Source organism: Ardenticatena maritima (assembly GCF_001306175.1).
GTDB classification, from domain to species: Bacteria; Chloroflexota; Anaerolineae; order Ardenticatenales; family Ardenticatenaceae; genus Ardenticatena; species Ardenticatena maritima.
Genome location: NZ_LGKN01000004.1, coordinates 137278 through 163091 on the forward strand (window position 1 = coordinate 137278; position 25814 = coordinate 163091).

Annotated in this window: 23 protein-coding genes; 22 read left to right on the forward strand and 1 reads right to left on the reverse strand. The window is 60.5% G+C overall.

Going from position 1 to position 25814, the window contains the following annotated elements; genetic code table 11:
• Positions 1-16: 16 nt before the first annotated feature.
• Positions 17-1024: an LLM class flavin-dependent oxidoreductase gene (locus SE16_RS05410; RefSeq protein ID WP_054493556.1), complete on the reverse strand. Its 1008-nt coding sequence runs from the start codon at positions 1022-1024 to the stop codon at positions 17-19.
• A 98-nt stretch (positions 1025-1122) separates the two neighbouring features.
• Here SE16_RS05410 and SE16_RS05415 point away from each other — a divergent pair, with 98 nt between their 5' ends.
• The 22 genes from SE16_RS05415 to SE16_RS05520 all read left to right on the forward strand — a co-directional run bounded on the left by SE16_RS05415 (position 1123) and on the right by SE16_RS05520 (position 25799).
• Positions 1123-1638: a Mut7-C RNAse domain-containing protein gene (locus tag SE16_RS05415; protein ID WP_054493555.1), complete on the forward strand. Its 516-nt coding sequence runs from the start codon at positions 1123-1125 to the stop codon at positions 1636-1638.
• A 409-nt stretch (positions 1639-2047) separates the two neighbouring features.
• Complete coding sequence (locus tag SE16_RS05420; RefSeq protein ID WP_054493554.1) at positions 2048-3193, forward strand: acyl-CoA dehydrogenase family protein; 1146 nt, start codon at positions 2048-2050, stop codon at positions 3191-3193.
• 11 nt (positions 3194-3204) lie between these two features.
• Positions 3205-3813: a chorismate--pyruvate lyase family protein gene (locus SE16_RS05425; RefSeq protein WP_054493553.1), complete on the forward strand. Its 609-nt coding sequence runs from the start codon at positions 3205-3207 to the stop codon at positions 3811-3813.
• 23 nt (positions 3814-3836) lie between these two features.
• Positions 3837-5147, forward strand: a complete 1311-nt coding sequence (locus SE16_RS05430; protein WP_054493558.1) for a phenylacetate--CoA ligase family protein — start codon at positions 3837-3839, stop codon at positions 5145-5147.
• Positions 5148-5167: 20 nt separating this feature from the next.
• Entirely contained in the window at positions 5168-6787 is a 1620-nt protein-coding gene (locus tag SE16_RS05435) for an amino acid adenylation domain-containing protein (RefSeq protein WP_054493552.1), read from the forward strand.
• Complete coding sequence (locus tag SE16_RS05440) at positions 6784-8040, forward strand: NAD(P)/FAD-dependent oxidoreductase (RefSeq protein WP_054493551.1); 1257 nt, start codon at positions 6784-6786, stop codon at positions 8038-8040. Before SE16_RS05435 ends, SE16_RS05440 begins: the two co-directional genes overlap by 4 nt.
• Before the next feature lie 11 nt (positions 8041-8051).
• The gene (locus tag SE16_RS05445) at positions 8052-8999 is read left to right on the forward strand and encodes a sulfotransferase family protein (protein WP_060687321.1); all 948 of its coding nucleotides are present in this window, start codon (positions 8052-8054) and stop codon (positions 8997-8999) included.
• The gene (locus SE16_RS05450; protein WP_054492687.1) at positions 8996-10324 is read left to right on the forward strand and encodes an NAD(P)/FAD-dependent oxidoreductase; all 1329 of its coding nucleotides are present in this window, start codon (positions 8996-8998) and stop codon (positions 10322-10324) included. Before SE16_RS05445 ends, SE16_RS05450 begins: the two co-directional genes overlap by 4 nt.
• 52 nt (positions 10325-10376) lie before the next feature.
• Positions 10377-10622: an acyl carrier protein gene (locus SE16_RS05455; RefSeq protein ID WP_054492686.1), complete on the forward strand. Its 246-nt coding sequence runs from the start codon at positions 10377-10379 to the stop codon at positions 10620-10622.
• Positions 10623-10644: 22 nt separating this feature from the next.
• Positions 10645-11484, forward strand: a complete 840-nt coding sequence (locus SE16_RS05460; RefSeq protein ID WP_054492685.1) for a DUF3473 domain-containing protein — start codon at positions 10645-10647, stop codon at positions 11482-11484.
• Positions 11481-12470, forward strand: coding sequence for an LpxL/LpxP family acyltransferase (locus SE16_RS05465; protein WP_054492684.1), 990 nt, complete (start codon positions 11481-11483; stop codon positions 12468-12470). Before SE16_RS05460 ends, SE16_RS05465 begins: the two co-directional genes overlap by 4 nt.
• Entirely contained in the window at positions 12445-13158 is a 714-nt protein-coding gene (locus SE16_RS05470) for a WbqC family protein (protein ID WP_054492683.1), read from the forward strand. The genes SE16_RS05465 and SE16_RS05470 overlap by 26 nt, the downstream gene beginning before the upstream one ends.
• Positions 13159-13172: 14 nt before the next feature.
• Complete coding sequence (locus SE16_RS05475; protein WP_054492682.1) at positions 13173-14558, forward strand: sulfatase family protein; 1386 nt, start codon at positions 13173-13175, stop codon at positions 14556-14558.
• Positions 14558-16087, forward strand: a complete 1530-nt coding sequence (locus SE16_RS05480) for a flippase (RefSeq protein WP_054492681.1) — start codon at positions 14558-14560, stop codon at positions 16085-16087. The genes SE16_RS05475 and SE16_RS05480 overlap by 1 nt, the downstream gene beginning before the upstream one ends.
• Positions 16084-17367: an O-antigen ligase family protein gene (locus tag SE16_RS05485; RefSeq protein WP_054492680.1), complete on the forward strand. Its 1284-nt coding sequence runs from the start codon at positions 16084-16086 to the stop codon at positions 17365-17367. The genes SE16_RS05480 and SE16_RS05485 overlap by 4 nt, the downstream gene beginning before the upstream one ends.
• A 19-nt stretch (positions 17368-17386) precedes the next feature.
• Positions 17387-18625: a glycosyltransferase family 4 protein gene (locus SE16_RS05490; protein ID WP_054492679.1), complete on the forward strand. Its 1239-nt coding sequence runs from the start codon at positions 17387-17389 to the stop codon at positions 18623-18625.
• Complete coding sequence (locus SE16_RS05495) at positions 18622-19548, forward strand: hypothetical protein (protein WP_054492678.1); 927 nt, start codon at positions 18622-18624, stop codon at positions 19546-19548. Before SE16_RS05490 ends, SE16_RS05495 begins: the two co-directional genes overlap by 4 nt.
• Positions 19545-20735 carry a DegT/DnrJ/EryC1/StrS family aminotransferase gene (locus SE16_RS05500; RefSeq protein ID WP_054492677.1) on the forward strand — a complete coding sequence of 397 codons (1191 nt, stop codon included), beginning with the start codon at positions 19545-19547 and terminating at the stop codon, positions 20733-20735. The genes SE16_RS05495 and SE16_RS05500 overlap by 4 nt, the downstream gene beginning before the upstream one ends.
• A 3-nt stretch (positions 20736-20738) precedes the next feature.
• Positions 20739-21374, forward strand: a complete 636-nt coding sequence (locus SE16_RS05505) for a sugar transferase (protein WP_082374168.1) — start codon at positions 20739-20741, stop codon at positions 21372-21374.
• A 27-nt stretch (positions 21375-21401) separates the two neighbouring features.
• The gene (locus tag SE16_RS05510; protein WP_054492676.1) at positions 21402-22637 is read left to right on the forward strand and encodes a hypothetical protein; all 1236 of its coding nucleotides are present in this window, start codon (positions 21402-21404) and stop codon (positions 22635-22637) included.
• Between the two features lie 20 nt (positions 22638-22657).
• A complete protein-coding gene (locus tag SE16_RS05515; protein WP_060687323.1) occupies positions 22658-23836 on the forward strand; it encodes a hypothetical protein in 1179 nt (392 codons plus the stop codon).
• Between the two features lie 25 nt (positions 23837-23861).
• Complete coding sequence (locus SE16_RS05520; RefSeq protein WP_054493123.1) at positions 23862-25799, forward strand: polysaccharide biosynthesis protein; 1938 nt, start codon at positions 23862-23864, stop codon at positions 25797-25799.
• Positions 25800-25814: the final 15 nt, after the last annotated feature.

The following is a 25814-nucleotide window of genomic DNA, read 5'->3' on the forward strand; positions in this document are numbered from 1 at the left end:
CAGGCTCCTTCCGCTCTCAATGACTGTACCCGTCGGCGAACGCATCAATCATCGCCTGCACATCGTCGCCCAGGGGGTAGAGCACCGGGCACGTCGCCCCAGCCGCAATGTACTCGCGCACTTTGGCGCGGCACTCTTCTGGCGTCCCGCTGGCGGTAATCATCTGCACAACATCATCGGGCACCAATTCCATCGCCCGTTCGATTTGCTCTTCGGTCGCCGGCCACGTCAAAATCTGGTGAATTTCATCCAGCAATTCCTGGCTGACGCCGCTGGCTTTCATAATGTGCGGCTGTTGCCCCAGGTACTGCGTCACCAGTTTGCGGGCGTTGTCCAGCGCCTTCTTGCGGTCCTTGTCCAGCGAACAGACGACCAACTGCGGGCGGTCGAATTCATCAATCGAGCGTCCCGACTTTTTCAAGCCGGCTTGAATGCGCTCCATCGCCATCTCGTTGTACTTTGGCGAGACCAGGTAGTTGAGCAAGACACCGTCGGCGATTTCGCCCGCCAGTTCCAGCATCTTGGGGCCAGTCGCGCCAATGTAAATGGGCACGTGGCGCGGTTCACGCCGCCCATGCACCACATCAAGCTCAACATCGGTAAGGTGCACAAATTCGCCGTGGAAGGTCACGCGCTCCATGTTGAGCAAACGGCGCACCACCGTGACCACTTCGCGCATCGCTTGCAACGGCTTGCGCCGCTGAATGCCCACTTTCGACGCGAGGGGGTCCCACCAGGCGCCAATGCCCAGCAAAATGCGGTTGGGGGCAAGGTCATCGAGTGTGAGGAAGGTGGCGGCAATCACGGCGGCGTTGCGCGTCCAGTTGTTGATGACGCCGCTGCCCACTTTGATGCGTTCACTGGTGGCGGCATAGGCTGCCATGGGGACAATCGCATCACGCACGAGGCGGCTTTCGGCTTGCCAGACGGCTTCAAAGCCTTTACTTTCAGCATACTGAACGAAGCGGATACTTTCGCGCAGGTCGTGCTTGTCTTGCAGGTAGAGGGCAACTCGGTCGGGCATGCATGAACCTCCTTGTTCTCTGCGGACGACGCTTCACTTGGGCAACGGCTTGTGTGGGTTGGAAAAGTGTATCGTACTTCTGCATGTGAGGCAAAGCAATGCAAAAGAACCAGACGTTGCACGCCCAGCAACCAGCACCAGCGCCCCGTTTCGCCGCCGACGCCATGCTCGGTCGGCTCGCCACCTGGCTGCGCCTGCTTGGCTACGACACGTTCTACCAGCGCGACATCGAGGACAGCGACCTGGCGGATATTGCGCGGCGCGAAGGGCGCATTCTCCTCACGCGCGATGTGCAACTCACCAAGCGGCGTGGTCTGCGCACGCTTCTCATCGAAAGCGATGACGTGTGGGAGCAACTTCGCCAGGTGGTACGCACCTACCACTTGCGGCGCAGCCCCGAACAGGCACGCTGCCCCCGTTGCAACACACCGCTACACCCGCTCAGCCGCACCGCCGCGCAAGCGCGCGTGCCTGAGTATGTCTGGCGCACACGCCAAACGTTTCGTGAATGCCCCACATGCCAACGTGTGTTTTGGCGCGGCACACACATAGACGATATCGAAGCGCGATTTGCCGCGCTTTTTCAGGAAGAAGAGAAACCGCCGGACGGCTGAGCGCACGGCTTGCTTCCTCCATTCAGCCGGCTGTTGATATAAACATATCATCGCTTCGGCGAATTCAAAAGCGTTTCCTCCCCCACAAAACGCCTATTTTGCGTCCTTGCTCCTCCCCCAAAAGTGCCACATCGCATCATCTCCACTCCGAAATTCTTTCGCTATCGCCATATAAATCGTGCTTTTTTTGCAACAATCCCCCACTATTTAGCATGCTTATCATAAACAATTGTGCTATTCGCCTCTCTGAAAGACTGTTCAACACGACATGCACATTTGGGCGCTCTAACCGATGCGAAGCGCCTCCAAAAACAGTAGAGTACAGACATCGTTACCCCCGTGCATAAGAGAAGCGGCGTGGTGCGAGCCCTTTTCGCCATCTTCCAACAACAGCAGACAGGTGTACGCTATGGACTTTTCGCTTTCCCCGCAGCAAATGGAGTTCAAGCGAGCCGTCATTGAGTTTGCCCAAAGCCAACTGAATGACGACTTTGAACACCGTGAACAAGTTGGGCGCTTTTCCCAAGAAGCCTGGTGTGCCTGTGCCCGCATGGGCATTCAGGGGCTCACCATCCCCGAAACGTATGGCGGTATGGGGCAGGATATTCTCACGGCCACCCTGGTCATGGAAGGATTGGGCTACGCCTGCCGCGACAATGGCTTGATTTTTGCCATCAACGCGCAAATGTGGGCAGTCCAACACCCCATCCTGGCATTCGGCACAGAGGAACAAAAACAAACCTATCTCCCTCCCCTCTGCCGTGGTGAAATGATTGGCGCACACGGCATGACCGAGCCCGAGGCCGGTTCCGATGCGTACAGCCTGCGCACCACCGCCCGCCGTGACGGCGACACGTACATCCTCAATGGATCCAAAACATTCGTGACCAACGCCCCCATTGCCGACCTTTTCATCATCTTCGCCAGCACAGCCCCCGAAAAAGGCCGCATGGGCATTTCGGCGTTCCTGGTGCCCGCCGATACACCCGGACTCACCGTCGGGCGTCCCCTCGAAAAGATGGGGCTACGCACATCGCCAATGGGGGAAGTGTTCCTCGACGATGTCCGTATTCCGGCGGCGAACCGCTTGGGGCGCGAAGGGGTTGGCGCGGCTGTGTTCAACAGCTCGATGGAATATGAGCGGGCGTGCATTCTCGCCAGTTATGTGGGCGTGATGGAACGACTGCTGGAAGAAAGCATCGCCTACGCGCGGCAACGCAAGCAGTTTGGGCAACCCATCGGCAAATTCCAGTCAGTCGCCAACCGCATCGCCGACATGAAAGTGCGCCTGGAAACCGCCCGCCTGCTGCTCTACAAAGTCGCCTGGCTCAAACAACAAGGCAAGTCCGCCGTGATGGAAGCCGCACTCGCCAAGTTGTACCTCAGCGAAGCCTTTCTGGAAACGAGCCTGGACGCTGTCCGCACCTTTGGCGGCTACGGCTACATGAGCGAGTACGGCATCGAGCAGAATGTGCGCGACGCCCTGGGGGGTGTGCTCTACTCCGGCACCTCAGACATTCAGCGCGTGGTCATTGCCCGCCTGATGGGCTTGTAAAGGAGTATTCCATGACGACGGTGCAAAACACCACACAGACATTCGACCCGTTGCGCAATCTCTTTCTCGCCCAAGACGAGCGTCCCGCTCACGTGGAAGCCGTCAACTTGCGGGCGCTCACCCCCTTCCAGCGGGCGTTGCTCGTCATTGATGGCACAGTCACCAAGTTTATTGAAGCCTACACCATGGAACCCGTCGCTGTCGAGCGGCTCTCGCAAACCACCATCACGCTCGACGCCCCGCATCCCTGGCTCGCCGCGGACGCCGGCACCCGCGCCATCAGCCGCACAGTGTTGTTGGTGGGTGAATACAGCCGCACCGTGTACGCCTACGCGGCTTCGCTCATTCTGCCCGACCGTGTGGGGGCGCATGTGCAAGCCGGCTTGCAGACTGAGGGCGGCAGTTTGGGGCGTTTGTTGCTCGGTGATCAGGTGGAAAGTTATCGCGATGTGCTGTGGTACGGGCATGAAGAGATTCCAACCCTGCCCCACACGCTTGCGCAACGTGTCGGGCGCACATTTCTCACACGCACCTACCGCATTATCGCCGAGGGGCATCCCCTCATGATGATTACCGAACGATTTCCACTCGAACACGATTTTCGCCCACGCCACGAATGAAACCGAAAAGGAGTATTCCCATGATGTATGATGCCGCATATCTCGACCCGTTTATCGAATCGCTGGGGCTGGAAGCCATGCGTGAAATCCAGCTGCGCAAATTCCAGCTCATGCTGGAACAGGTGCTCGCCACCAACACCTTTTACGGGCGCAAACTCCGCGATGCCGGCGTGCGCCATGCCCAGGATATCCGCACGCTCGACGATTTGAAGCAGTTGCCCTTCACCACCAAAGCCGAATTGATGCAAGACCAACTCGCCCACCCACCCTACGGCACCAATCTCACCTTCCCGCGCCACCGCTACACCCGCATTCACCAGACATCGGGCACCACCGGCGAACCCCTGCGTGTGCTGGATACCGAAGAAAGTTGGCGCTGGTGGGCAAAGTGTTGGGCGACCGTCTATCGCGCCGCGGGCGTCACCTCGCGCGACCGCATTTTCTTCGCCTTTTCCTTTGGTCCCTTCATCGGCTTTTGGAGCGCCTACGAGGGGGCGCGCGTCATCGGCGCCATGGCGGTGCCCGGTGGCGGCATGAACTCGTACCAGCGCGTGAAAGCCATCCTGGTCAACGATATTTCGGTACTCATCTGCACCCCGACCTACGCCATGCACCTCATCGAGGTGGCGGAACAAGAAGGCTTCGACCTCGCATCGTCCAATGTGCGCATCACCATCCACGCCGGCGAACCAGGCGCCAGCCTGCCGGGCACCAAAGCCCGCATCCAGCGCGGCTGGGGCGCACGCTGCTACGACCACGCCGGCGCTACCGAGGTGGGCGCATGGGGCTTTGAATGCAAAGCCCAAAACGGACTGCATGTCAATGAAGGCGAATTCATCGCCGAAGTGATTGACCCCGTGACCGGCGAGGAAGCCGACGAAGGCGAACTGGTCATCACCAATCTGGGGCGTGTGGGAATGCCCGTCATTCGCTACCGCACCGGCGACCGCGTCCGCAAAGCCCAAACGCCTTGCGCCTGTGGTCGCACCTTCCTGCGCTTTGAAGGCGGCGTCATCGGGCGGGTGGATGATGTGCTCATCGTGCGCGGCGTCAACATTTTCCCCAGCGCCATCGAAAACATTGTGCGCCTGTCCCCCGAAGTGGGCGAATTTGCCGTAGACATCTACCGCCGCGGCGCCATGGATGAAATTGACATTCGTATCGAGACACAAGCCGATGAACCGGAGCGCGTCGCCAATACCGTGCGCGCCGAAATCCGCAACTCATTAGGCTTGCGCGTCAACGTCTTCCCTGTCGAATACGGCACACTGCCCCGCTTCGACCTGAAAGCCCGCCGGTTCACCGACCACCGCACCACCACCACCCACGTTTGATGTCAGGAAGGAGTGTTCTCATGGCGTATCTCATTCAACATCTGCTCTCCGAAAGCGCACAACGCTACCCACACCACGAAGCCGCCCGATTCAAGCAACAAAGCATGACCTACCGCCAGCTGGATGAAATCACCAATCGGGTCGCGCACGCCCTGCAACACGAGGGGGTGCGTCGTGGCGACCGTGTAGGCATCTACGTCCACAAATCGTTTGCCTCGCTGGTCGCCATCTTCGGCATCCTGAAAGCCGGCGGCGTGTATGTCCCGCTCGACCCGAACGCGCCCGCCAAACGTCTGGCGTACATCACCCGCAATTGCGATATTCGCGTGGTGCTTTCCGCCACCAACAAACTGCGCGACCTGGACGCCATGCTCGAATATGAGACCCCCGTCGGCGTTGTGATGATGACCGACCAGGACGCACAAGCGCCGGCGCAACTCAATGGCGGTGTGCGCGTTGTCCCCTGGTATCGCATCATGGCTGAACCCCCTACCCCACCACCCGACCCCGGCGTGATTGAAACCGATTTGGCGTACATCCTGTACACCTCAGGCTCAACCGGCGTCCCCAAAGGGGTGATGATTTCACACCGCACCATCTTCACTTTCATCAACTGGTGCTCGGATACCTTCAACATCACCGCGAACGACCGCCTGACCAGTCATGCCCCGCTCCACTTCGACCTTTCGACGTTCGACATCTTTGTCGCTATGCAAGCCGGGGCCACCGTGGTGCTTGTGCCCGAACAGCTCTCCATCTTCCCGGTACAACTGGTGCGCCTGCTGCAAGATGAGCGCATCACCGTCACCTATCTGGTGCCGTCCGTGCTCTCGATGATGGTCAACTACGGGCAACTGCCCAAGCACGACCTTTCGGCGCTGCGGCTGGTACTTTTTGCCGGCGAAGTCTTCCCTATCAAGTACCTGCGCCAGCTGGTGAACATGGTCCCCCACCCGGACTACTACAACCTGTATGGTCCCACAGAAACCAACGTCTGCACCTATTACAAAGTGCAACCGACCGACATCGCGCCCGACCGCACGCGCCCCGTCCCCATCGGCAAAGCCTGTGAGAACATGGAAGTCTTTGCCGTGAAAGACGACGGCACGCTCGTCACCGAGCCGGGCGAAGAAGGCGAACTCTGGGTGCGCGGTTCGTGCGTCGCCCAAGGCTACTGGGGCGACCCCGAAAAGACCGCCCGCTCGTTCGTGCGCAACCCATACCAACCCTTCTTTGAGGAAACCGCCTACCGCACCGGCGACATCGTGGTACTCGCCGAAGACCGCACCAACTGGATTTACATCGGGCGGCGCGACCACATGATCAAAAGCCGCGGCTACCGCATCGAACTGGGCGAAATTGAAGCCGCGCTCTACGCCCACCCCCACATCAAGGAAGCCGCCGTGGTCGCCATCCCCGACGACCTCATCGGCAATCGGCTGGACGCCTACATCGTCCCCGAAGACGGGTATCACCTCAGCGCCGACATCGTGCGGGCGCACTGCGCGCAACACCTGCCGCGCTACATGATTCCTGAACGCATTGAACTGCTCGCAACGCTCCCGAAAACATCCACCGGCAAAACCGACCGCACCGGCTTGAAGAAAATGGCCATGGCGGCAAAAGGAGCAACGCCATGAAGCGAACGCAAGTAGCCATCATTGGCGCGGGTCCCGGTGGCGCAACCGCCGCCGCCTATCTGCGCCGCGCCGGCATTGAGTGCCTGCTCATCGAAAAAGACCCCTTCCCGCGCTACCACATCGGCGAATCATTGACGGGCGAATGCGGCGCCATCATCCGCGACCTGGGGCTGGGCGATGAAATGGCGCGCCGACGCCATCCCGTGAAGCATGGCGTCAAGGTCTTCGGACCGACGGGCGCCACGTCGTGGTACGTCCCCGTCATGCGGCGCGAAGGCGACACCCTGGTGGATTCCACCACCTGGCAAGTGCGCCGCAGCGATTTCGACGCCATGTTGCTCGAACATGCCCGCGCCGTCGGTGCGGACTTCATGCAAGGCGAAGTTGTCAACGTCTTGCGCAACGAGCAAGGCGACGTGATTGGCGTGCAAGTACGCCCCCACGACAGCCAGCACCTGCTGGACATTGACGCCGACGTGGTGGTGGACGCTTCCGGGCTTGGCACGTTCCTTTCGCGGCAAGACGTCGCCGCGCCACGGGTGCCCGGACGCTACGCCAAGCAAGTCGCCATCTTCTCGCAAATCGCCAATCCGGTGCGCGGCGGCGAATACCCCGACGACACGCTCATCTTCTACGGCGACAAGCACCACTGGGCATGGTTCATCCCGCTGGACGATGAAATCGTCAGCGTGGGGGTGACCGCGCCGGGCGCTTACGTCGCCGCCCGCGGCGAGAGCAAAGCCGAATTTCTGCGCCGCGAACTGCACGAACTGAACCCCAACCTTGCCGAACGCATCACCGACGACAGGCTGGTGGAAGAGGTGCGCGCCATTCCCAACTTTTCGTACAACGTCCCCCGTTTCACCGGGCGCGGCTTCCTCTGCATCGGCGACGCCCACCGCTTCATTGACCCCATTTTTTCATTCGGGGTGTACATGGCGATGAAAGAAGCCCAACTCGCCGCCGACGCCATTCGCGACTATCTCGACGGGGCGCACCGCGACGCCGCCGACCCCTTCGCCGCCTACGCCGCCCTCAGCACACGCGCCCAGGACGCCTTGCAAGAGACGGTAGATGGTTTTTGGGATTTCCCCCTCGCATTCGCGTTCTTCGTACACCAACGCTACCGCGAGGATTTCATTGACATCTTCGCCGGGCGGCTCTTCAACGCCCCCGACACCTTCCGGGGCTTGCAAGGGTTGCGCAATTTGCGCGCCCACGCCCAACAGAACCAGATGGCTTCAACCGCGTGAAAGGAGACCGTGTGAGCACGTACACCGCCGAACCAACCATTGTCTATATCGCGGGCTATGGGCGCAGTGGCTCAACCTTGCTGGATATTCTGCTGAACGCCCACCCGTACATCTTCGGCGCGGGCGAACTCACCGAGATATTTGAAGCCGCCGCAGCGCGAACCCCCTGCTCGTGCGGGCAACCCCTGGACGCCTGCGCCATCTGGTCCTACGTGCTGAACCACTTACCCGCCCACACCACCCCAGCCGAAGCCGAACACCTCACCCGCCGCACCGAAACACCGCGTTGGCTGGGCGGCTCACCACGCAACGATGAAGCCTACGGCTTGCTCTGGCGCACCATCTTTCAAGCCATCGCTCACCAGACGGGCGCGCGCATGGTACTCGATTCATCCAAAAACTCGCGCAACACCGCCGAACGCACCGCCGCGCTCATTCGCACCACACACTTGCCGGTGCGCATCATCCACCTCGTGCGCGACCCGCGCGCCATTCTCTACGCCACCTTCCGCGGCTCCAACCGCCGCCTGGAACAAGAAGGGCACGCCCCCACACGCCGCACCGCCATGTTGCGCGTACTCATCGGCTGGATGATGGCGCATGCCACGGTGGAACGCACCCGCGCGGCATACCCCCATATCCCGGTCAAACGCATTCGCTACGAAGACCTGACCGGCACACCTGCACTCACCCTGCAACAGATTGGGGGCTTTTTGAACATTGACATGCAACCGGTCATCAACCGATTGCACACAGGCGCACCGTTTGAAGGTGGTCATGGCATTGGCGGCAACCGTATGCGCCGCGCCGGCGCCGTGCACATTCGCGCCGACCGGGCATGGGAACAGGCGCTGCCACGCTACGCCCACCTGCTGGCATGGGCAACCTGGCCCCTGGCGCACCGCTATGCGTATGACCTCGCACATCCAAACAGCGCCCCACAAGGAGCATCAACATGAGTGCAACCGTTCTTCCCCCCACATGCGATGTTGTTGTCGCCGGCGGCGGCCCCGCTGGAAGCAGCGCCGCCACGCTGTTGCAGCGCGCCGGCCTGGATGTAGTCCTGCTCGAAAAAGCCCAACACCCCCGCCCGCAAGTTGGCGAAAGCGTTTTGCCGCACGTCTGGAAGTTTCTGGACTTGCTCGGCGTTGCAGATGCCATTCGCGAAGAACAATTCGTCAAAAAAATGGGCGGCATCATTGCCTGGAACGATAGCCTGCATCAGATTTCCTTCTCTGAATTTGGTATCACAGGCGGCAGTGGGCTCCACGTCGAGCGCGACCGCTTCGACGAGATTTTGTTGCGCCACGCCGAAACAGAAGGCGTGCGCGTGTTTGAAAAAGTCGCCGCGCAGGACGTGGATATTGACGACGACGGCGTCACCGTCACCTATCACGACCACCGCAACGCCGCCAAAACAGAAGGCGCGATTCGCTGTCGCTACCTGGTGGACGCAACCGGCTATCAAACGCTCATGGCGAGCAAATGCCAAAGCCGCAAACTCGTCGGGAAAGGCGGGCACTATGTTGGCATTTGGGGGTACTTCCGCAACGCTCGCTTCCTTGGCGTGGACGCCCACGCCTACCCGGACACCGATGTTCACGATGTGCGCCCGGTGACGTTCGTGCTGTCGTTCGCCGACGGTTGGGCGTGGCACATTGTGTTGCGCGGCAAAACCAGCGTGGGGTTGGTCATCAACAAAGATGATGTGCGCAAAGGCAAGGGCAAAGAGGGGCTGGAACACTACTTCCTGGAGACCTGCGCCGGCATTCCCTACCTGCGCGACTTGCTGGAAGGCGCTGAATTCATCCCCGGCTCGCTCGCCGTGCGCCCCGATTATTCCTACTACAACGAAACCATCGCCGGCGACCGCTTCTTTTGCGTCGGAGACGCCGCCGGCTTCGTAGACCCCATCTTCTCGCAGGGGGTGCAAGCCGCTTTCTTCAACGCCACCGTCTGCGCCTGGGCGATTGAATCCATACTCAAACGCCCGCAACGCGCCCAGGCATACCGCCGCATCTACACCAACCAGGTCAAGCAATATTACGCCTTCATTCGCGCCATTTCATTTGGGCACATGGACGGCGAAGAGGGCATGGACCTTGCCCTGGCGCAACGCCTGATGCGCTTTTTGCCCGAAAACGAGCGCGAATTGGCGCTCGCCGCCGCCGCCACCACCCATCGCGCCGAAAACTTTTTGCATCTCGCCAGGCAAGACAGCACCAACACCGGCACCACACACATACCCATCCGCATGAAACCGCTGGAACGCCTTTTCATCTAACCACGTCCAGCAGATCGTGCCCGTCAATCATCAATCAAATGGAGGAGTTCTTATGACAGCCAAAGTGATCGAACAATTCATTCTCGACGATTTGCTTTTGGGAATGCGCCAAGACCCCATCGCGCCCGATGAATCGCTGATTTCCAGTGGCATTCTGGATTCGCTGGCGCTGTTGCGCCTCATCACGTTCCTCGAAGAACGCTTTGGCATTGCCATCGAAGACCATGAAGTGATGCAAGAAAACTTTGAAACCATTGCCCGCATGGAAGCCTTCGTTGCGGCAAAACAACCCGCCTAACCCAAAGGAAGTTGTGCGCCCTATGGCACAGATGACCCACATGCTCACAATTGACGTCGAAGACTGGCCGCAATCCACACTCAACTTCGACCTGCCCATGACCGAACGCGCCGCCGACAACATGCGCCGTCTGCTCGACCTGTTGCGCCGCCACAATGTGCGAGCCACCATGTTCGTGCAAGGCATGTTCGCCGAAGCCTTTCCCGCGCTGGTGGCCGAAATGGCGGCTGAAGGGCATGAGATTGCCACACACGGCTACTCTCACCGCCCCGTCTATGCCATCGGGGCACATCGCTTTGCCGACGAACTGACGCGCTCGGTTGCCTTGCTGGAAGCGTGCACGGGGCAAGCGGTACGCGGCTACCGTGCGCCCGACTTTTCGGTGACGGCGGAGACGCCCTGGGCGTTCGACATCCTGAAAGAAGCGGGCTTGCTCTACGATTCAAGCATCTTTCCCGTGCGCACACCGCGCTACGGCATGGCGGACAAGCCGCGCCGCATCCACATGCTGGACAACGGCTTGTGGGAAGTCCCGCTCTCGACCATCGAATGGGGCGGTCGGCGCTGGCCTGTTGCCGGCGGCGGCTACTTCCGCCTGTTTCCCTACGCCCTCACCCGCCGCGCACTCCAACGCCTGGAAGCCGAAGGCATGCCCGCCGTCGTCTATCTCCACCCCTACGAACTCGACCCGGACGAATTCGCCAGCATTCCGCACCACGTGCCGTGGCGCTTGCGGCTCTCCCAAGGGCTGGGGCGGCGGTCGGTCGCCGACAAACTGAGCACTTTGCTCAACGACTTCACCTTTGCGCCCATCGCTGAGCACCTGGCATCGTTGCAACCATATTCCGAGGTTTCCGCATGACACGCTTGTTCCATTTTTCCGACCTTCCACATCTGGCGTTTGTTGGCGCGACCCTGGCGTGGCGCACCATGCCAATACGCCATCGCCTGCCGCGCGCCGCACGCATCGCGCGCATCTTGGGCGATATTTGGTACACCATCTCGCGCGCCGACGCCGCCCACACACGGCGCAACATGGCATGGGGCTTGGGACGCGCAGAGACCGACCGCCTCGCGCGCGATCTCTTTCGTGAGACGGCTTACAACAAGTTGCTCAACGATATGCTCCCCAAACTCCGCCGTGCAGAACTGACCCGCCTGGCAACGCCTATTGGGCTTGAGCATGTTCAGCCCCTGCTTGCACGCCGGCAAAGTTTCATCCTGCTGGGCGCGCACTACGGCTTGAACGGGTATCCTGCACTGCACATGCTGGAACACCAGAACATTCCCACCCTGGGCGTGCTGGGGTACGACATGCCCGCCAACGCTTCCGAGGTCTATCGCCGCATCGTCTATCCCGTACGCAATTATGCGCATCGCTCGTTCGACATTCTCACCACCAACGGTTTGCCACAACGCCGCCTGCTGCAAGCCGCGCAAGCCGGCAAAGCCTTGATGATTCTGGGTGATGCACTGGACGATGAGACCATCCGCCTGCAACCGCCGCACGTCGCCGACATTCCGTTCCTGAACGGCACACTGCGGCTCAAAACGGGGCCTGTGCGCCTGGCGCAATGGCTTGGGCTACCCATTGTTCCCTTTTTCTTTCGACGGCGCACTGTGGGCTACGACATGATCTTTCACCCGCCCATCTCCGTTTCCCGCGACACGCCGCTTGAAGCCCCCCTCACGCATTTTGCGGCGCTGCTCAACACCTATCTGGCGGATGACCCCGCACCGTGGGCGCACTGGCGGCATGAAACACTCGACCAGTTCATGCGTCCACGCTCATCCGCTTCTCAATCCCAAATGGAGGTTTTGCATGCGCATCGCCATTCACCAGCCTGAACATATCGGCTATCTCGGGTACTACAACAAAATGCTCAACGCCGATGCGTGGGTCATCCTGGACAATGTCCAAATGGCAAAGCGCGATTTTGTGCGGCGCAACCGCATCCGCACAGCCAACGGCAGCATGTGGCTGTCAGTGCCTGTGCGCACCAAAGGGCGCTATCACCAGCGCATTTGCGACGTGGAAATTGAGAGCGAGCGCAATTGGCAAAAATCGCACTGGAAATCCATTGAGCAGAACTACCGCCGCGCGCCCTATTTTGAGACCTACGCCCCAGCCATTCACGCCATGTACGAACGCCCATGGCACAAAATTGCCGACCTCAACATTGCGTTCATGCAGTGCATCATGGCGCTCCTGGGGATTGAGCGACCGCTTTACACGGCTTCTGCATTGGGCGTTGAAGGCAAAAGCAGCCAACTGCTTGCCGACTTGACGGCGGCGGTTGGGGGCACGGAATACCTTTCAGGCCCCATGGGGCGTGAGTACCTGGACGAATCCATCTTTGCCGAGCGGGGGCTCACCGTCTCATACAACGATTTTTGCCACCCCGTCTACTCCCAACACCATGGTGAGTTCATACCCTACATGGCGGTCATTGATTTACTCTTCAACCACGGGCCCGACTCGCTCGACATCATCCGCGCCGGCACTGCTGACATCACTTTGCAAACAAACCAGTGAAGAAGGGAAAAACCATGACCAACGTCCTGATGCTCATTATGGACGCCACACGCGCCGACCATCTGTCGTGCTATGGCTACGAACGCCCGACAAGCCCCACCCTCGACCGACTTGCCGAAACGGGCGTGCTCTACGAGCAATGCATCTCGCCATCATCCTGGACACTGCCCACCATGGCGTCCATCTACACAGGTCTGTTCGTTTCCCAACATGGCACATCCTTTCTGCACCAGTTCCTGGACACCCATTGGACCACTCTGGGCGAGGTCATGCAACGAGCCGGCTACCGCACCGCCATGTTCGGCACCGGCGGCTGGATCAACCGCACGTTTGGCTTCCAGCGGGGCTTTGATTGCTTTGAAACCGAAGTGCGCGGATACAAGCCCCTGCGTCGCTGGTTCCCCCAAACCACGCGCATCGAAAAACTCGCCCGCCATATCGAAAAACGCCTGACCGCTGACACGCAAGGCAAAATGACCAAACGCCTGAGCCAAAACGCCCGTCGCTGGCTCAATGCCGACGATGAAACGCCTTTTTTCGCCGTCATTCACTTTGCCGACCCCCACTGGCCTTACTTTCGCCATCGTGGGTTTACACCCACACGCGAAGGACGCCCATCGCCCTGGGTCTTCGGGATGGACGGTCACAAAATCATCACGGGCGAAATCGAAGCCACCGACGCATACCTGGATATGCTGACCGATTACTACGACGGCGAAATCGCCTTTCTGGACCACGCCATCGGGCAATTGCTCGACCAACTCGCCGAGGACGGTTTGCTGCACAATACGTTGATCATCATCACCGCCGACCATGGCGAGCACCTGGGTGAACACGCGCTCACGGGGCACGGCAACTCCATGTACGAACCGCTCATCCATGTGCCGCTCATCATGCGCCATCCCGAATACGCTCACGGCGGCGAACGCGTGCCCTCGCTGGTGCAAACAACCGAGATTTTTACCACTCTGCTCAATTTGGTGGGGCTCACGCCTGATGACGTGCCCAACGACGTGCGCGGTCGCGCTTTGTGGCCGTCGCATGTCGCACAAGCCCCGCTCTCCTTCGCAGTGAGCGAAGACCCCGCGCCCAATGTGCAGCGGCTGGCGCGCCTGACGCCCGACTTTGACACGACAGCATTGGAACAACCATTGCGCGCCATTCGCACCGAGCAGGAAAAGTTTATCTGGCGCGGCGACGGCGCACACGAGTTCTACGACCTCGCCAGCGACCCGCGCGAAACAACGAACCGCATCGCTCACATGCCTGAACGCGCCGCGCAGTTGCACGCCATGTTGACCGAGTGGGTAGAAAGCATCAACCCCTTGGATGTGAATGTGTTGGAACAAACACTCGATGACGACCTCATCGCGCAATTGAAGAGCCTCGGATACCTGTAATGAACCCATCTCTCAATGACGCCCAGCGCGTCACACGCAACAGCCTGGCACAACTGGCAAACTTCCTGGCGGTCAGCGTCTCGAAGTTTCTCATCGTGGTTGCGATTGCCCGCTTCCGCGGTGTGGAAGAAGTGGGGGCGTTTTCGTTCGTCCTCACATTCGTGATGACGTTCGGCGTTCTCAACCACATGGGGCTTTTGCTTCTGCTCGTTCGCGATATTGGATTCCACCGCGAGCACGTACACCCCTACGTTGGCAATGCGCTCACCATGAGCCTGGGCTTGGGGGCGATCGGCATCATCACCATGCCCACCATCGTCTGGCTCTTGGGCTACCCCAGCATGATTGTTGAAGCGGTCGCGTTGGCGGCGGTCGCCATGGCGATTGACACGTGGGGCAACATCCTCAACGCGGGATTTGGTGGGCACGAACGCATGGACCTTTCGGCGTTCGCCATCATTCTGCAAGAAACCGCCTTCTTCATCGTCGGCGCGGTTGTGCTCATTCTACACTTGCCATTTATGACAATCTTCGTCGTCTACGTCATCTCGCGCCTGGTTGGGCTGGGCAGTAGCACCTGGCTCTACCGTCGTCATTGGGGGCAATGGCCGCGCCTGCGGTTCGACATGCACCTGCAACGCCAACTTGGGCGCAAAACCTTGCCGTATGCGTTCAGCATGGCCATGTCGCCCATCTTCGCACGTGTGGATATTCTGCTGCTTTCCTACCTGCGGAACACCGTCGAAGTGGGGTTGTATGAGGTTGCCAGCATTCTGTTCTACCGCCTGAACGTCCTGGCGCGCATGTTTAGTGTCGCCATGCTCCCCCTCATTGCCCGCCAGTACGGGCAAATAGGGCGCGGCGTCGTGAAGTACGTGCGCCCCACGATGAAACTCCAAGCCGCGCTGGCGCTTCCCATCAGTGTTGGCGGCTGGCTGCTGAGCGCCCCGCTGATTGGCTTCATTTTTGGGGCGCAATTCATGGTAGCGGCAACCGCGTTCCAACTCATGGCGCTGATGACGCTGTTGCGCTTCTGGGACACATCGCTAGGGCTCACGCTCACCGCTCTCGACAAGCAAAACGTGCGCGCCCTGATGATGGGGCTGGGCGCCGCCTTCAACGTGGGCTTGAACCTCTGGCTGATTCCCCGCTTTGGCTACATGGGCGCGGCATACAGCAGTGTGCTCTCCGAAATTGCGGTGTTTGCCGGCTTCTGGTGGGCGATTCGCCGCGAACTGGACGAGCCTATTCCGTGGCATTCGTTGGGGCGCTTACTGGCGGCGGCGCTGTTGATGGGGGGCGTGGTCTGGCTGGTGCGCGCCACCCTGCCCTTGCCGCTGACCATCGCCGTTGGGGTAATTGCCTACACCAGCGGCGTGATTGGGTTGCGGGCACTCTCGCCACAAGAAACGGTACACCTTCTGCGTATCTTGCGTATCCGCCGCGTTCCCACGCCGGTGCGCCGTCTGCTTCGCCTGCCGGCAACCGAAGCCTGGGCGTTTTCTGCCGCGAAAGGAGAAATTGAATGAGAGGCGGACGCTGGACACTCATTCTGCTGATGATTTTCGGGCTGATGATGCCGCTGGAACGGTTCACGGTGAAAAGCCTGGGACCCGGCGACGCCGCCATGATGGCGGCCATGGCGATTGTGTGGCTGCTCATCTGGAAAGAACGCGCCCGCGTTCATCTCCCGCTGGCGTTGGGCATGTGGCTCATTTTCGTCGGTACGTTACTGGGTACGCTTACATTGCTGGGCTTCTCAACGGTCATGCTCGCGGTGGTACAAGAAATCTATCTCTACATCCTTTTCCTGACCCTGGTCAACGCTTTCATCACACGCGACGCCTATAACCGCTTCATGCTCGTGCTGACCGGCACGGCCGCACTCAGCGCGATGTACATCATTCTGAGCCGACTGGGGCTACGCATCGCCTTCCTGACACCCAAAGGCGGCAAAAACGCCGCACTCGCGCTACGCAAAACCGACCCCGACGCCTTCTTGCAAAGCATTGGGCGCGCCAGCGGCACGTTCTCCAACTCGAACGCCGCCGGCGGCTATCTGCTCCTGGCCATGTATCTCTTCCTTGCCCTGCCGCTGGGCAAGTACACCTGGCTCAAATGGCCTGTGGGGTTCATCTTCTTGCTCGCCATCCTGATGACAGGCTCCAACGGGGCATTGCTGGGGGCGCTTTTGGGGCTTGGCGTGCTGGGCGTTGCCTGGCTGATGAAACAAGGACGGGCGCTGCTCTTGTTGGTTGCCATGCTCGCCATCAGCACCAGCCTGCTCGCCGCACTGACGCCTGTTGTTGGTCCCATGCTCTTCGACCAATTCTCGCAACAAGATTTCGCCTTCGCCTATGTCCGGCTGGCCGACAAACTGCAAAAACGCACCGCCATCTGGCAAGGGGGGCTTGAAGCGATGAAAGAAAGCCCCTTGGGCATCGGCGCCAACATGTCCGCAGAAGTGGTCAGCGGCGGCATGCACAACGACTACGTGGCTTTTTTCGTGGAACGTGGGTTGATTGGTTTCGTCGGGTTGATGATTCTCTTCGGCGAACTCTTCTTCGCACTCGCCACCGCCCTGCGCCTGGGACGCACATCCGCCAACTATTGGACGACCATGGCGCTCCTGGCGGGGCTTCTGGGCATCATGCTCATGTCCACCACCCACGAAGCCACCCACGGGCGACCGCTTTGGGTTCTCTTCGCGGCTATTTGTCTGCACACGCAATTGCTCACCCGCGAATACAAGCAGGTTGACCATTCACTCACGCAAACAGCATCCATTGCGCATGCCCAAACAATCTAAAACAAGAGGAGGAAGCACAGTGAGGCGTATCAAAGTTGTTCATCTCGACAATCTGGACGTGGGCTTACGGGTGCATCTCGGCAATTACATGCGCTATTTGCAAGCGCAAGGCTACGAGGTGCATGCGGTCTGCCCACCGGGGCGCTGGCTGACCCACGACACCACCATCCTGGATGGCGTGCGTGTCAAAATCGTGCGTTTCGACCCGGCCATCACACCGCTCACCGATTTACGCTCATTGCTCCAACTGGTGCGGTACTTCCGCCGAGAACGGTTCGACATTGTGCATACGCATACCGTCAAACCGGGCTTGCTGGGGCGGCTGGCAGCCGCTATTGCCGGCGTGCCCATCATCATTCACACCATCCACGGGCTTTATCTGCATGATACACTCATGTCCCCCAGGCAATACCGCTTCTTCAAAGCGATCGAAACGCTGGGCTCGAAACTTTCGCACGGCATTCTTTCACAAAACCACGCCGACATCCAGACGATGACGACGCGCGGTATTTGTCCCCCGTCAAAAATTGAATTTCTGGGCAACGGGATTGACCTGAGCCGCTTCGACCCCCAACACCACACCCGCGAAGCCCAAATGCAACTGCGCGCCTCGCTCGGCATTCGCCCCAACGAGTTCGTGGTGGGCTACATGGGGCGGCTGGTGCGCGAAAAAGGCATTTTTGAGTTTATCGAAGCCGCACGCTTGCTGAAATCGCGCGGCGTGCCGGCTAAGTACATTGTGGTGGGCACACCACGCCAGGGGGAAAACATCATCTCCCCCCAGCAAATGATTCGGGAATACGGGCTGGAAGACGACGTTTTGTTGCTGGGCTATCGCGACGACATTCCCGAATTGTTGAGCATTCTGAACACCATTGTCCTGCCTTCGCACGGCGTCGAGGGCATTCCCCGTGTGCTGATGGAAGCCGCCGCAATGGGTGTCCCCGCCGTCGCCACCGACGCCCGCGGCAACAACGAAGCCGTGGAGCATGGCGTGACGGGCTTGCTCGTGCCGCTGTACGACTCACGCGCCGTCGCCGACGCCATCTACCACATCCTGTATCATCCCGAAGAAGCCCGCGCCATGGGACAAGCCGCCCGCAAACGCGCCATCAACCAATTCGACGAACGCTTTTTCTTCTGGAAAACCGACCTGATGTATCGCCGCCTCATCCGCGAGCGGCTCCATCTGGACCCGCAATCAATCCTGGCACCCTTGCCATCGCAAGCCATGCCAAGTCTGGAGAGTGTTGCATGACCTACGCGCCAATCGCCCACTTTTTGCAAACAGCCGGTTATGACGTCGAAACCACCGCCAGCGGCGTCTGGTATGGCGTGGGGCACGGCTTTTTTGTGCGTGTCCCCCCCTACGAAACACGCCACCCCACGCCCGACGAACTGGCGCACTTGTGGCGACGCCCTTCCTTGCTGGGCTTGAAGTATTCGCTCCCGCCCACCGACGCCGAAGCGAACGGGGGGCTCTACATCGTGCGCGACGCCAACTACGACTTCCCCAGCCTGCAATCCACCCAGCGCCGCAAAGTGCGCCGCGGGCTGGAACAGTGCGAAGTGCGCCCGATTTCGTTTGAACGTTTGCAACAAGAGGGGTTGGCGCTCAATCGTGAATCGCTCGCCCGCCAACGCCGCGACGACCCTATGCTCAGCAACGCCCAAAAGTGGGCGCGCTTCTGCCACGCCGGCACAGTCTGCGACGGGGCGCACGCCTGGGGGGCGTTCGTGGAGGGTGAATTGGCGTCATACGCCGCGCTCTTCGTCGCCGACGGTGTGGTCAACATCTTGCACACCATGTCCCGCGCCGCCTACCTGAAAAAGCACAGCAGTCCGGCGCTGATTTTTGCGCTCACGCAAACATGGATGCGCACGCCGGGGATTCGCGCCGTCAGCTTTGGTCCCGCCGGGCTTTCAAGTTGGCAAGGGCTGGACAAATTCAAAGCGCATATGGGCTTCGTGTTCGAGCCGCTTACCTTTGCCGTACGGCTACGCCCCATCGCTTCCACCCTGCTCACCAACCGCCTGACACGGCGCGCCGTGCAGGCTCTGACACACCGCTACCCCGAAAACGACACGCTACGGCGCGTGCAACATGTGCTCTCACTCGCCGCCCATGCGCCGGCGCCGGGCGTCCCCACGCCCTATAGCGAACAAGGAGGGTCCGCATGACACAGATACCGCAAGAAACCAACTGGCGACGCGCCGACTTTCTGCCCTATGCACGCGCCGACATCACCGAGGCGGAAATCGCCGAAGTGGTGGACACGCTCCGCTCCGGCTGGCTCAGCATGGGTCCCAAAACAATCGAATTTGAGAAACGCTTTGCCGCCTACACCAACGCCACCGACGCCATCGCCGTCAATTCCTGTACGGCGGGGCTTCACCTGGCGCTTGCCGCACTGGGCATTGGCGACGGCGATGAAGTCATCACGACGCCGCTCACCTTTGCCGCCACCGCCAATGTTGCTGTGCACCTGGGCGCACGCCCCGTGTTTGCCGACGTGCGCGCCGACGACTTCAACATTGACCCGCACGCCGTGGAACGCGCTATCACCCCCCGCACCCGCGCCATCATCCCCGTCCACATGGCGGGACACCCCTGCCGCATGGATGAACTGCTCGACATCGCCGCCGCCCACAACCTGCCCATCGTCGAAGACGCCGCCCACGCCGTCGGGGCGCGCTACCGCGGCAAGATGATTGGGAGCATCGGCACCGCAACCGCGTTCAGCTTCTACGTCACCAAGAATTTGACGACCGGCGAAGGCGGCATGGTCACCACCAATGACGCCGACCTTGCCGAGACCATGCGCACCCTGCGCCTGCACGGCATGAACCGCGACGCCTGGGCGCGCTACTCGGACAAAGGCACCTGGTACTACGAAATCACCGCCGCGGGCTACAAGTACAACATGACCGACATCGCCGCCGCCATCGGCTTGCACCAACTGCGCCGCCTCAACGACTTCATCGAAGTGCGCCGTCACTATGCCGCGCTGTACAACGAAGCCTTCGCCGACATGGACACATTTGTACTGCCCACCACTCGCGCCGACGTGGAGCACGCCTGGCATCTCTACATCTTGCGGCTACGCCCCGAAACCCTGCGTATTGACCGCGCCGCCTTTATCGAAAAACTGCGCGAAGCCAACATCGGCACATCGGTGCACTTCATTCCCGTCCACCTGCACCCCTACTACCGCGACACGTTCGGCTATCAGCGGGGCGATTTTCCCGTAGCGGAAGCCATTTTCGACCAGGCTATCTCGCTACCGCTCTACACCACCATGACGGAAGAAGACGTTTTCTCAGTCATCGAAGCCACCCGTGCCATTGCACACCACTATCGGAGGTAAATCATGCTCAAACGCGCATTTGACATTCTCATGGCAAGCATCGGGCTGATTGTGCTGAGCCCCTACTTTCTTATCGTCTCGCTGCTCATCAAACTGACATCGCCCGGTCCCGTTTTCTACCGCGGGCGGCGTGTTGGTCAGCACGGGCGCATCTTCACCATGTACAAGTTTCGCACCATGGTGGTGGACGCCGAAAAAACGGGACCAGCCGTCACCTACGACGACGACCCACGCATCACGCCCATTGGTCGCCTGCTTCGTGATGCGCGCCTGGATGAATTTCCCCAACTCTGGAACATTCTCAAAGGCGATATGAGTTTTGTGGGACCACGCCCCGAAGCGCCCTACTACTACGAGCGCTACACGGACGAGCAAAAACGCATTTTCGACGTGAAGCCGGGACTGACCGGTTTGACGCAAATTTACTTCCGACACGAAGAGGATTTGCTCACCGACCCCGAAAACATTGACCGCGATTACCTGGAAAAAGTCCTGCCCGCCAAAGTCGAACTCGATATGGACTATATCCGCGACCACTCGCTCTGGCGCGACATCACACTCATCCTGACCACGCTCAAAGTGCTGGTGCTCGACCGCTTCCGCAAACCGCCGACACAAATGCCGGTCGCGCACAAATAATCGTTCGCAGAAAGGACACAACCGCTCATGGGATTACAAGATTACGCATACATTTTTATTCGGCACTGGCGCTCGCTCCTCTTGGGGCTGCTCGCCGGCTTGCTGGTCGGGGTTGGCGCCAGCATTTGGCTGGGCTACCTGCCCCGCTACGCCGCAACGGCAACCATCGCGGTCGGCGGCGACGTGGCAACGGTTGACCAGAACACGTCCTACATCAACCTTGCCGATGAATTTGCGTCCACCTACGCCGATTTGGCAACGCGCGCGCCCGTCCTGGACGCTGTCATCGCCGAACTGGGGCTGGATACATCACCGGCGAGCCTCAAAAACGCCATTTCCACCTCAATCGTGCAAGACACCCACCTCATCGAGATTACAGTCTCGCACAGCGACCCGCGGCTGGCGGCTGATATCGCCAACGGTATCGCGCGCCAACTGGCAACGCTCCCCACCCTGCGCGTGCGCAACTTTGTCGTGCCGGTTGAAGCCGCCGCCGTGCCCACCCAACTCGACCCCACCTGGCTTCTGTTGACGCTGATTGTGGGGGCGCTCGGCGTTCTGCTGGTGGGCGGCGTCATCTTCCTGCGCGAATTCATGCGCGACGCCGTCTATTCGGGCGCATCGCTCGAACGCGAAGCCGGTATGCCGGTGCTGGTCGAAATCCACACCCCCAAGCAGGGCTGGCGTCGCGCGACACCGGGGCAACCCTGGCGCACGCAAGAAGTGGGGGCGTGGTGGGCGCTTGCCCAACACTGCCGCCGCCAATTGGAAGCCAACGGCGTCAGCGCCAACGGTGTGCCGCACACCATCGCCGTCGCCGCGCCGGATGAAAACGACGCCTCAGCAGTGGTCGCCGCCAATCTCGCCGCCGGCTGGGCGGAACGGGGGGAACGCGTGGTGCTCCTCAACACGGACGCCCGCTCGCACTTGAACGAATGGTTTGGCATTGAAGCAGACGCCGAAGAAACGCACCAACTCCGCCTGCACCCCACCAGCGTTCCCAACCTGCATACCGCCGTGTGGGACGACACCACCTCACTTGACGAGGTGTTGCACGCCCTGCGCGAACACGCCGACGTGGTCATTCTGGCATCCCCCTCACTGCTGCATTCGCCCGTCAGCGTCGAAACTGTCCGCCATGCACACGGGGCGTTGCTCGCCGTCACGTCCGGCACCAGTCGCCTCTCAGCGACTATTGAAGCCCGCGACGTGCTTGACCTGTTGGATATTGACTGCTGGGGCGCCGTTGTTGCCCGCGCCTGACGCGCAGAAAGGATAGACGGTTGAACCAACAACCCGACGGACTCACCAACCGCATCACACGCACACACCTCATTGCCTTTGGCGCAGGGGTGCTCTTGATGGCGTTGCTCTTTACCTGCCTGACACTCTTTGACCTGGTGCAGGTAGGACGCCCCGCGCCTACGCCCACCGCCACACAAGCGCCTGAACCAACGCGCCGCCCAACACGCACGCCGCCGCCCCGCCGCACACGCACGCCCATCGCCCCATCGCCGACCCCCACGGCATCGGCAACCCCCGCCAGCGCCATCACGCCCACTGTGGGGGCGTCGCCCAGCCCGACGCCGCAGGCGCAAGCCACCGCCACCGCCACACGCCCGCCGACAGAGGGCGGCAAACTCGTGGGCGTCTGGGGCGTGCCACCAAACGACCTGGCGGAAGTCGCCTCGTATGGGTTCGACATCGTCTTCTACGCCGCCCACAACCCCAACGACGCCATCGCCTACCTGGAAGCGGCGCGCCAAGAAGGGCTGAAAGTGGTGCTCAATCTGCTGCCAGCCGAGGCAATGGTCAACCCCGATTGCTACGCGGAGAAAGGTCGGCGCGCCTGCCCCTTCGACCTGGACGCCTTCACCGCCGCGCTAGAAGCCTACCGCGGGCTGGGGCTCGACGCCTACGCCGACACATTCTACGCTCACATGCTCATGGATGAGCCGTTCGACCCCACCAACTGGGGGGGCACGCCCATCAGTGCTGAGGAACTGCGCGCCGCCACCCAACGCTCCTACGAAGTTTTGGGACCAATCCCCACCGCCATCAACGCGGGCTATGTGCCGCCCATCATCGAACCAGGTGTTGCCGACATTGTTATGTCAACATTCTATCTGAACAAAGAACGCTCTTTTGGCGACGTGACGACCTATCTGCAAGACCAACTGGCGAACCTGCAACCGGCACGCGCCGGCGACCCCGACATGCGCTACATGTTGCTATTGCAAGCCATTGGGGGCGGCGCTTTTGGACCATTTCCATCCCCCGAAGAAATGCAAGCCAAAGCCACACGGGCGTGCGAAACCCCAGGCGTCAATGGGTTGTTCTGGTGGACTTGGAGCAAGCCACAAGCGATTGATTTCGCATCCATCATGCGCGGACCAGAAGGCGACGCCTACCGCGCGATGGTCGCCAACGTTGTCGCCATCTGCCACGCGCAATCCAAGTAAGTAAGGAAGCAAGTAAGGGAGCACCATGTTCAAAAAACCAAGACCCGTTGCACAACGTCATATCCGCCGCATTTTCCTTGATCTGGCAATTGTGCCCATGGCGTATCTGGTCGCATTAGCATTGCGTTTCGACGGCCATATCCCCAGCGCCTACTGGTCTATCTGGCTGCGGTGGAGCCTCTACGCCACCCTGCTCTACATCGCCGCCAATTTCGCCTTTGGCAACTACCGCCGCCTTTGGGTGTTCGCCAGCCTGCGCGAAGTCATGCGCCTGGCGGAAAGCACGCTCACCGCCGCCGCTATGCTGCTGGCGCTCCATCTGCTCTGGCCGACGCCGGCACGCTTGCCGACCAGCGTCCACCTTGTCGCGCCCTTGCTGGTCCTGCTCCTTGAAGCCATCGTGCACTTTCGGCGCATTGTGCTGGCCTGGCTCAACCCGCGTGCACGCCGCTACCAGTACACCCGCCCCACGCGGACCCGTGTCCTCATCGTGGGCGTCAACCATGGCGCGCGCCAACTGGCGCACTCGCTCCAAAACGACCTGCTGGGGCGCTACATCGTTGTGGGCTTCCTCGACGACGCCGACGAAAACCAGGCGATGAGCGTTGAAGAACTGCCAGTGCTGGGGCGTATCGCCACCCTGCCCGAAGCCGTCGAAGAAGACAACGTGGATATGGTGGTCATTGCGCAACGCTTCAACAACCGTGCCGCCTTTCAGCGCGTGCTGGACCTCTGCTATCAGGCGAATGTGCAAATCAAGGTCTTGCCCAGCACCCTGCAACTCGTCAGCGGTGTACAACTCGACCTCGCCGACCTCAGCGACATCGAACCCGATACCTTACTCAACCGCGACCCCGCCACGATTGACGAACTGGACTGCCGCCGTGTGATTGAAAACCAGGTGGTGCTCGTCACCGGCGCATGCGGTTCCATCGGTTCCGAACTCGCCGCCCAAATTGCCGCCCTCGCCCCCCGCCGCCTTATTCTGCTCGACATTGACGAATCGGGACTGCACGATTTACGCATTCGTCTGCAAGCCGAACTGCCACACATCACCGTTGACACCTACCTGTGCAGTGTGACATCACGCCGCAAACTTGAACACCTGTTCAGCACACACCGCCCAGCGGTTGTGTACCACGCCGCCGCCTACAAACACGTCCCGATGATGGAACGCTTCCCCGAAGAAGCCATCCTGACGAACGTGCTGGGCACGCGCACCGTAAGCGAACTCGCCGCGCAGTACGGCGTGCAACGCTTCGTCTTCGTCTCCACCGACAAAGCCGTCAACCCGTCCAGCGTCATGGGCGCCACAAAACGCATCGGCGAGCGCTGGATTCACGCCATGCAATCCGTATCCGACACACACTTCACCGCTGTGCGCTTCGGGAACGTCATCGGCAGTCGGGGGAGTGTTGTGCCGACCTTTGCCCACCAAATCGAACGGCATCGCCCAGTCACCATCACCCATCCCGATATGCACCGCTTTTTCATCAGCATCCCCGAAGCGGTGAGCCTGGTCATTCAAGCCAGCGCCTACACCACCGGCGGGGAATGCTACATGCTCGACATGGGGGAAGAAATCGCCATCCGCGACCTCGCCGAGCGCATGATTCGCATCAAAGGTCTGCGTCCCCACATAGACATCCCTATCCACTACATCGGCTTGCGTCCGGGCGAAAAGTTGCACGAAGAACTGAAATACGCGGATGAAGAACGCCGCCCTACACCCCACGAGCGCATTTTTTGCATCACGCCACCACCGCCGCCCTACACCATCGAAGAACTGGGACAGGCGATAGACCTGGTGGTGGACGCCGCCCAGCGCCTGCTCCCTGCGGACATGTTGCGTCTACTCTGCATGGACATCGCTCTCTGGCGCGCAGAAAACATCGCCCAGCATGTATACGCCTGGCATGAGCGGGGCGAAATTGCGCCCATCTCGCTGCCTTCAACTGCTTGAAAGAAAAGAGAGGCA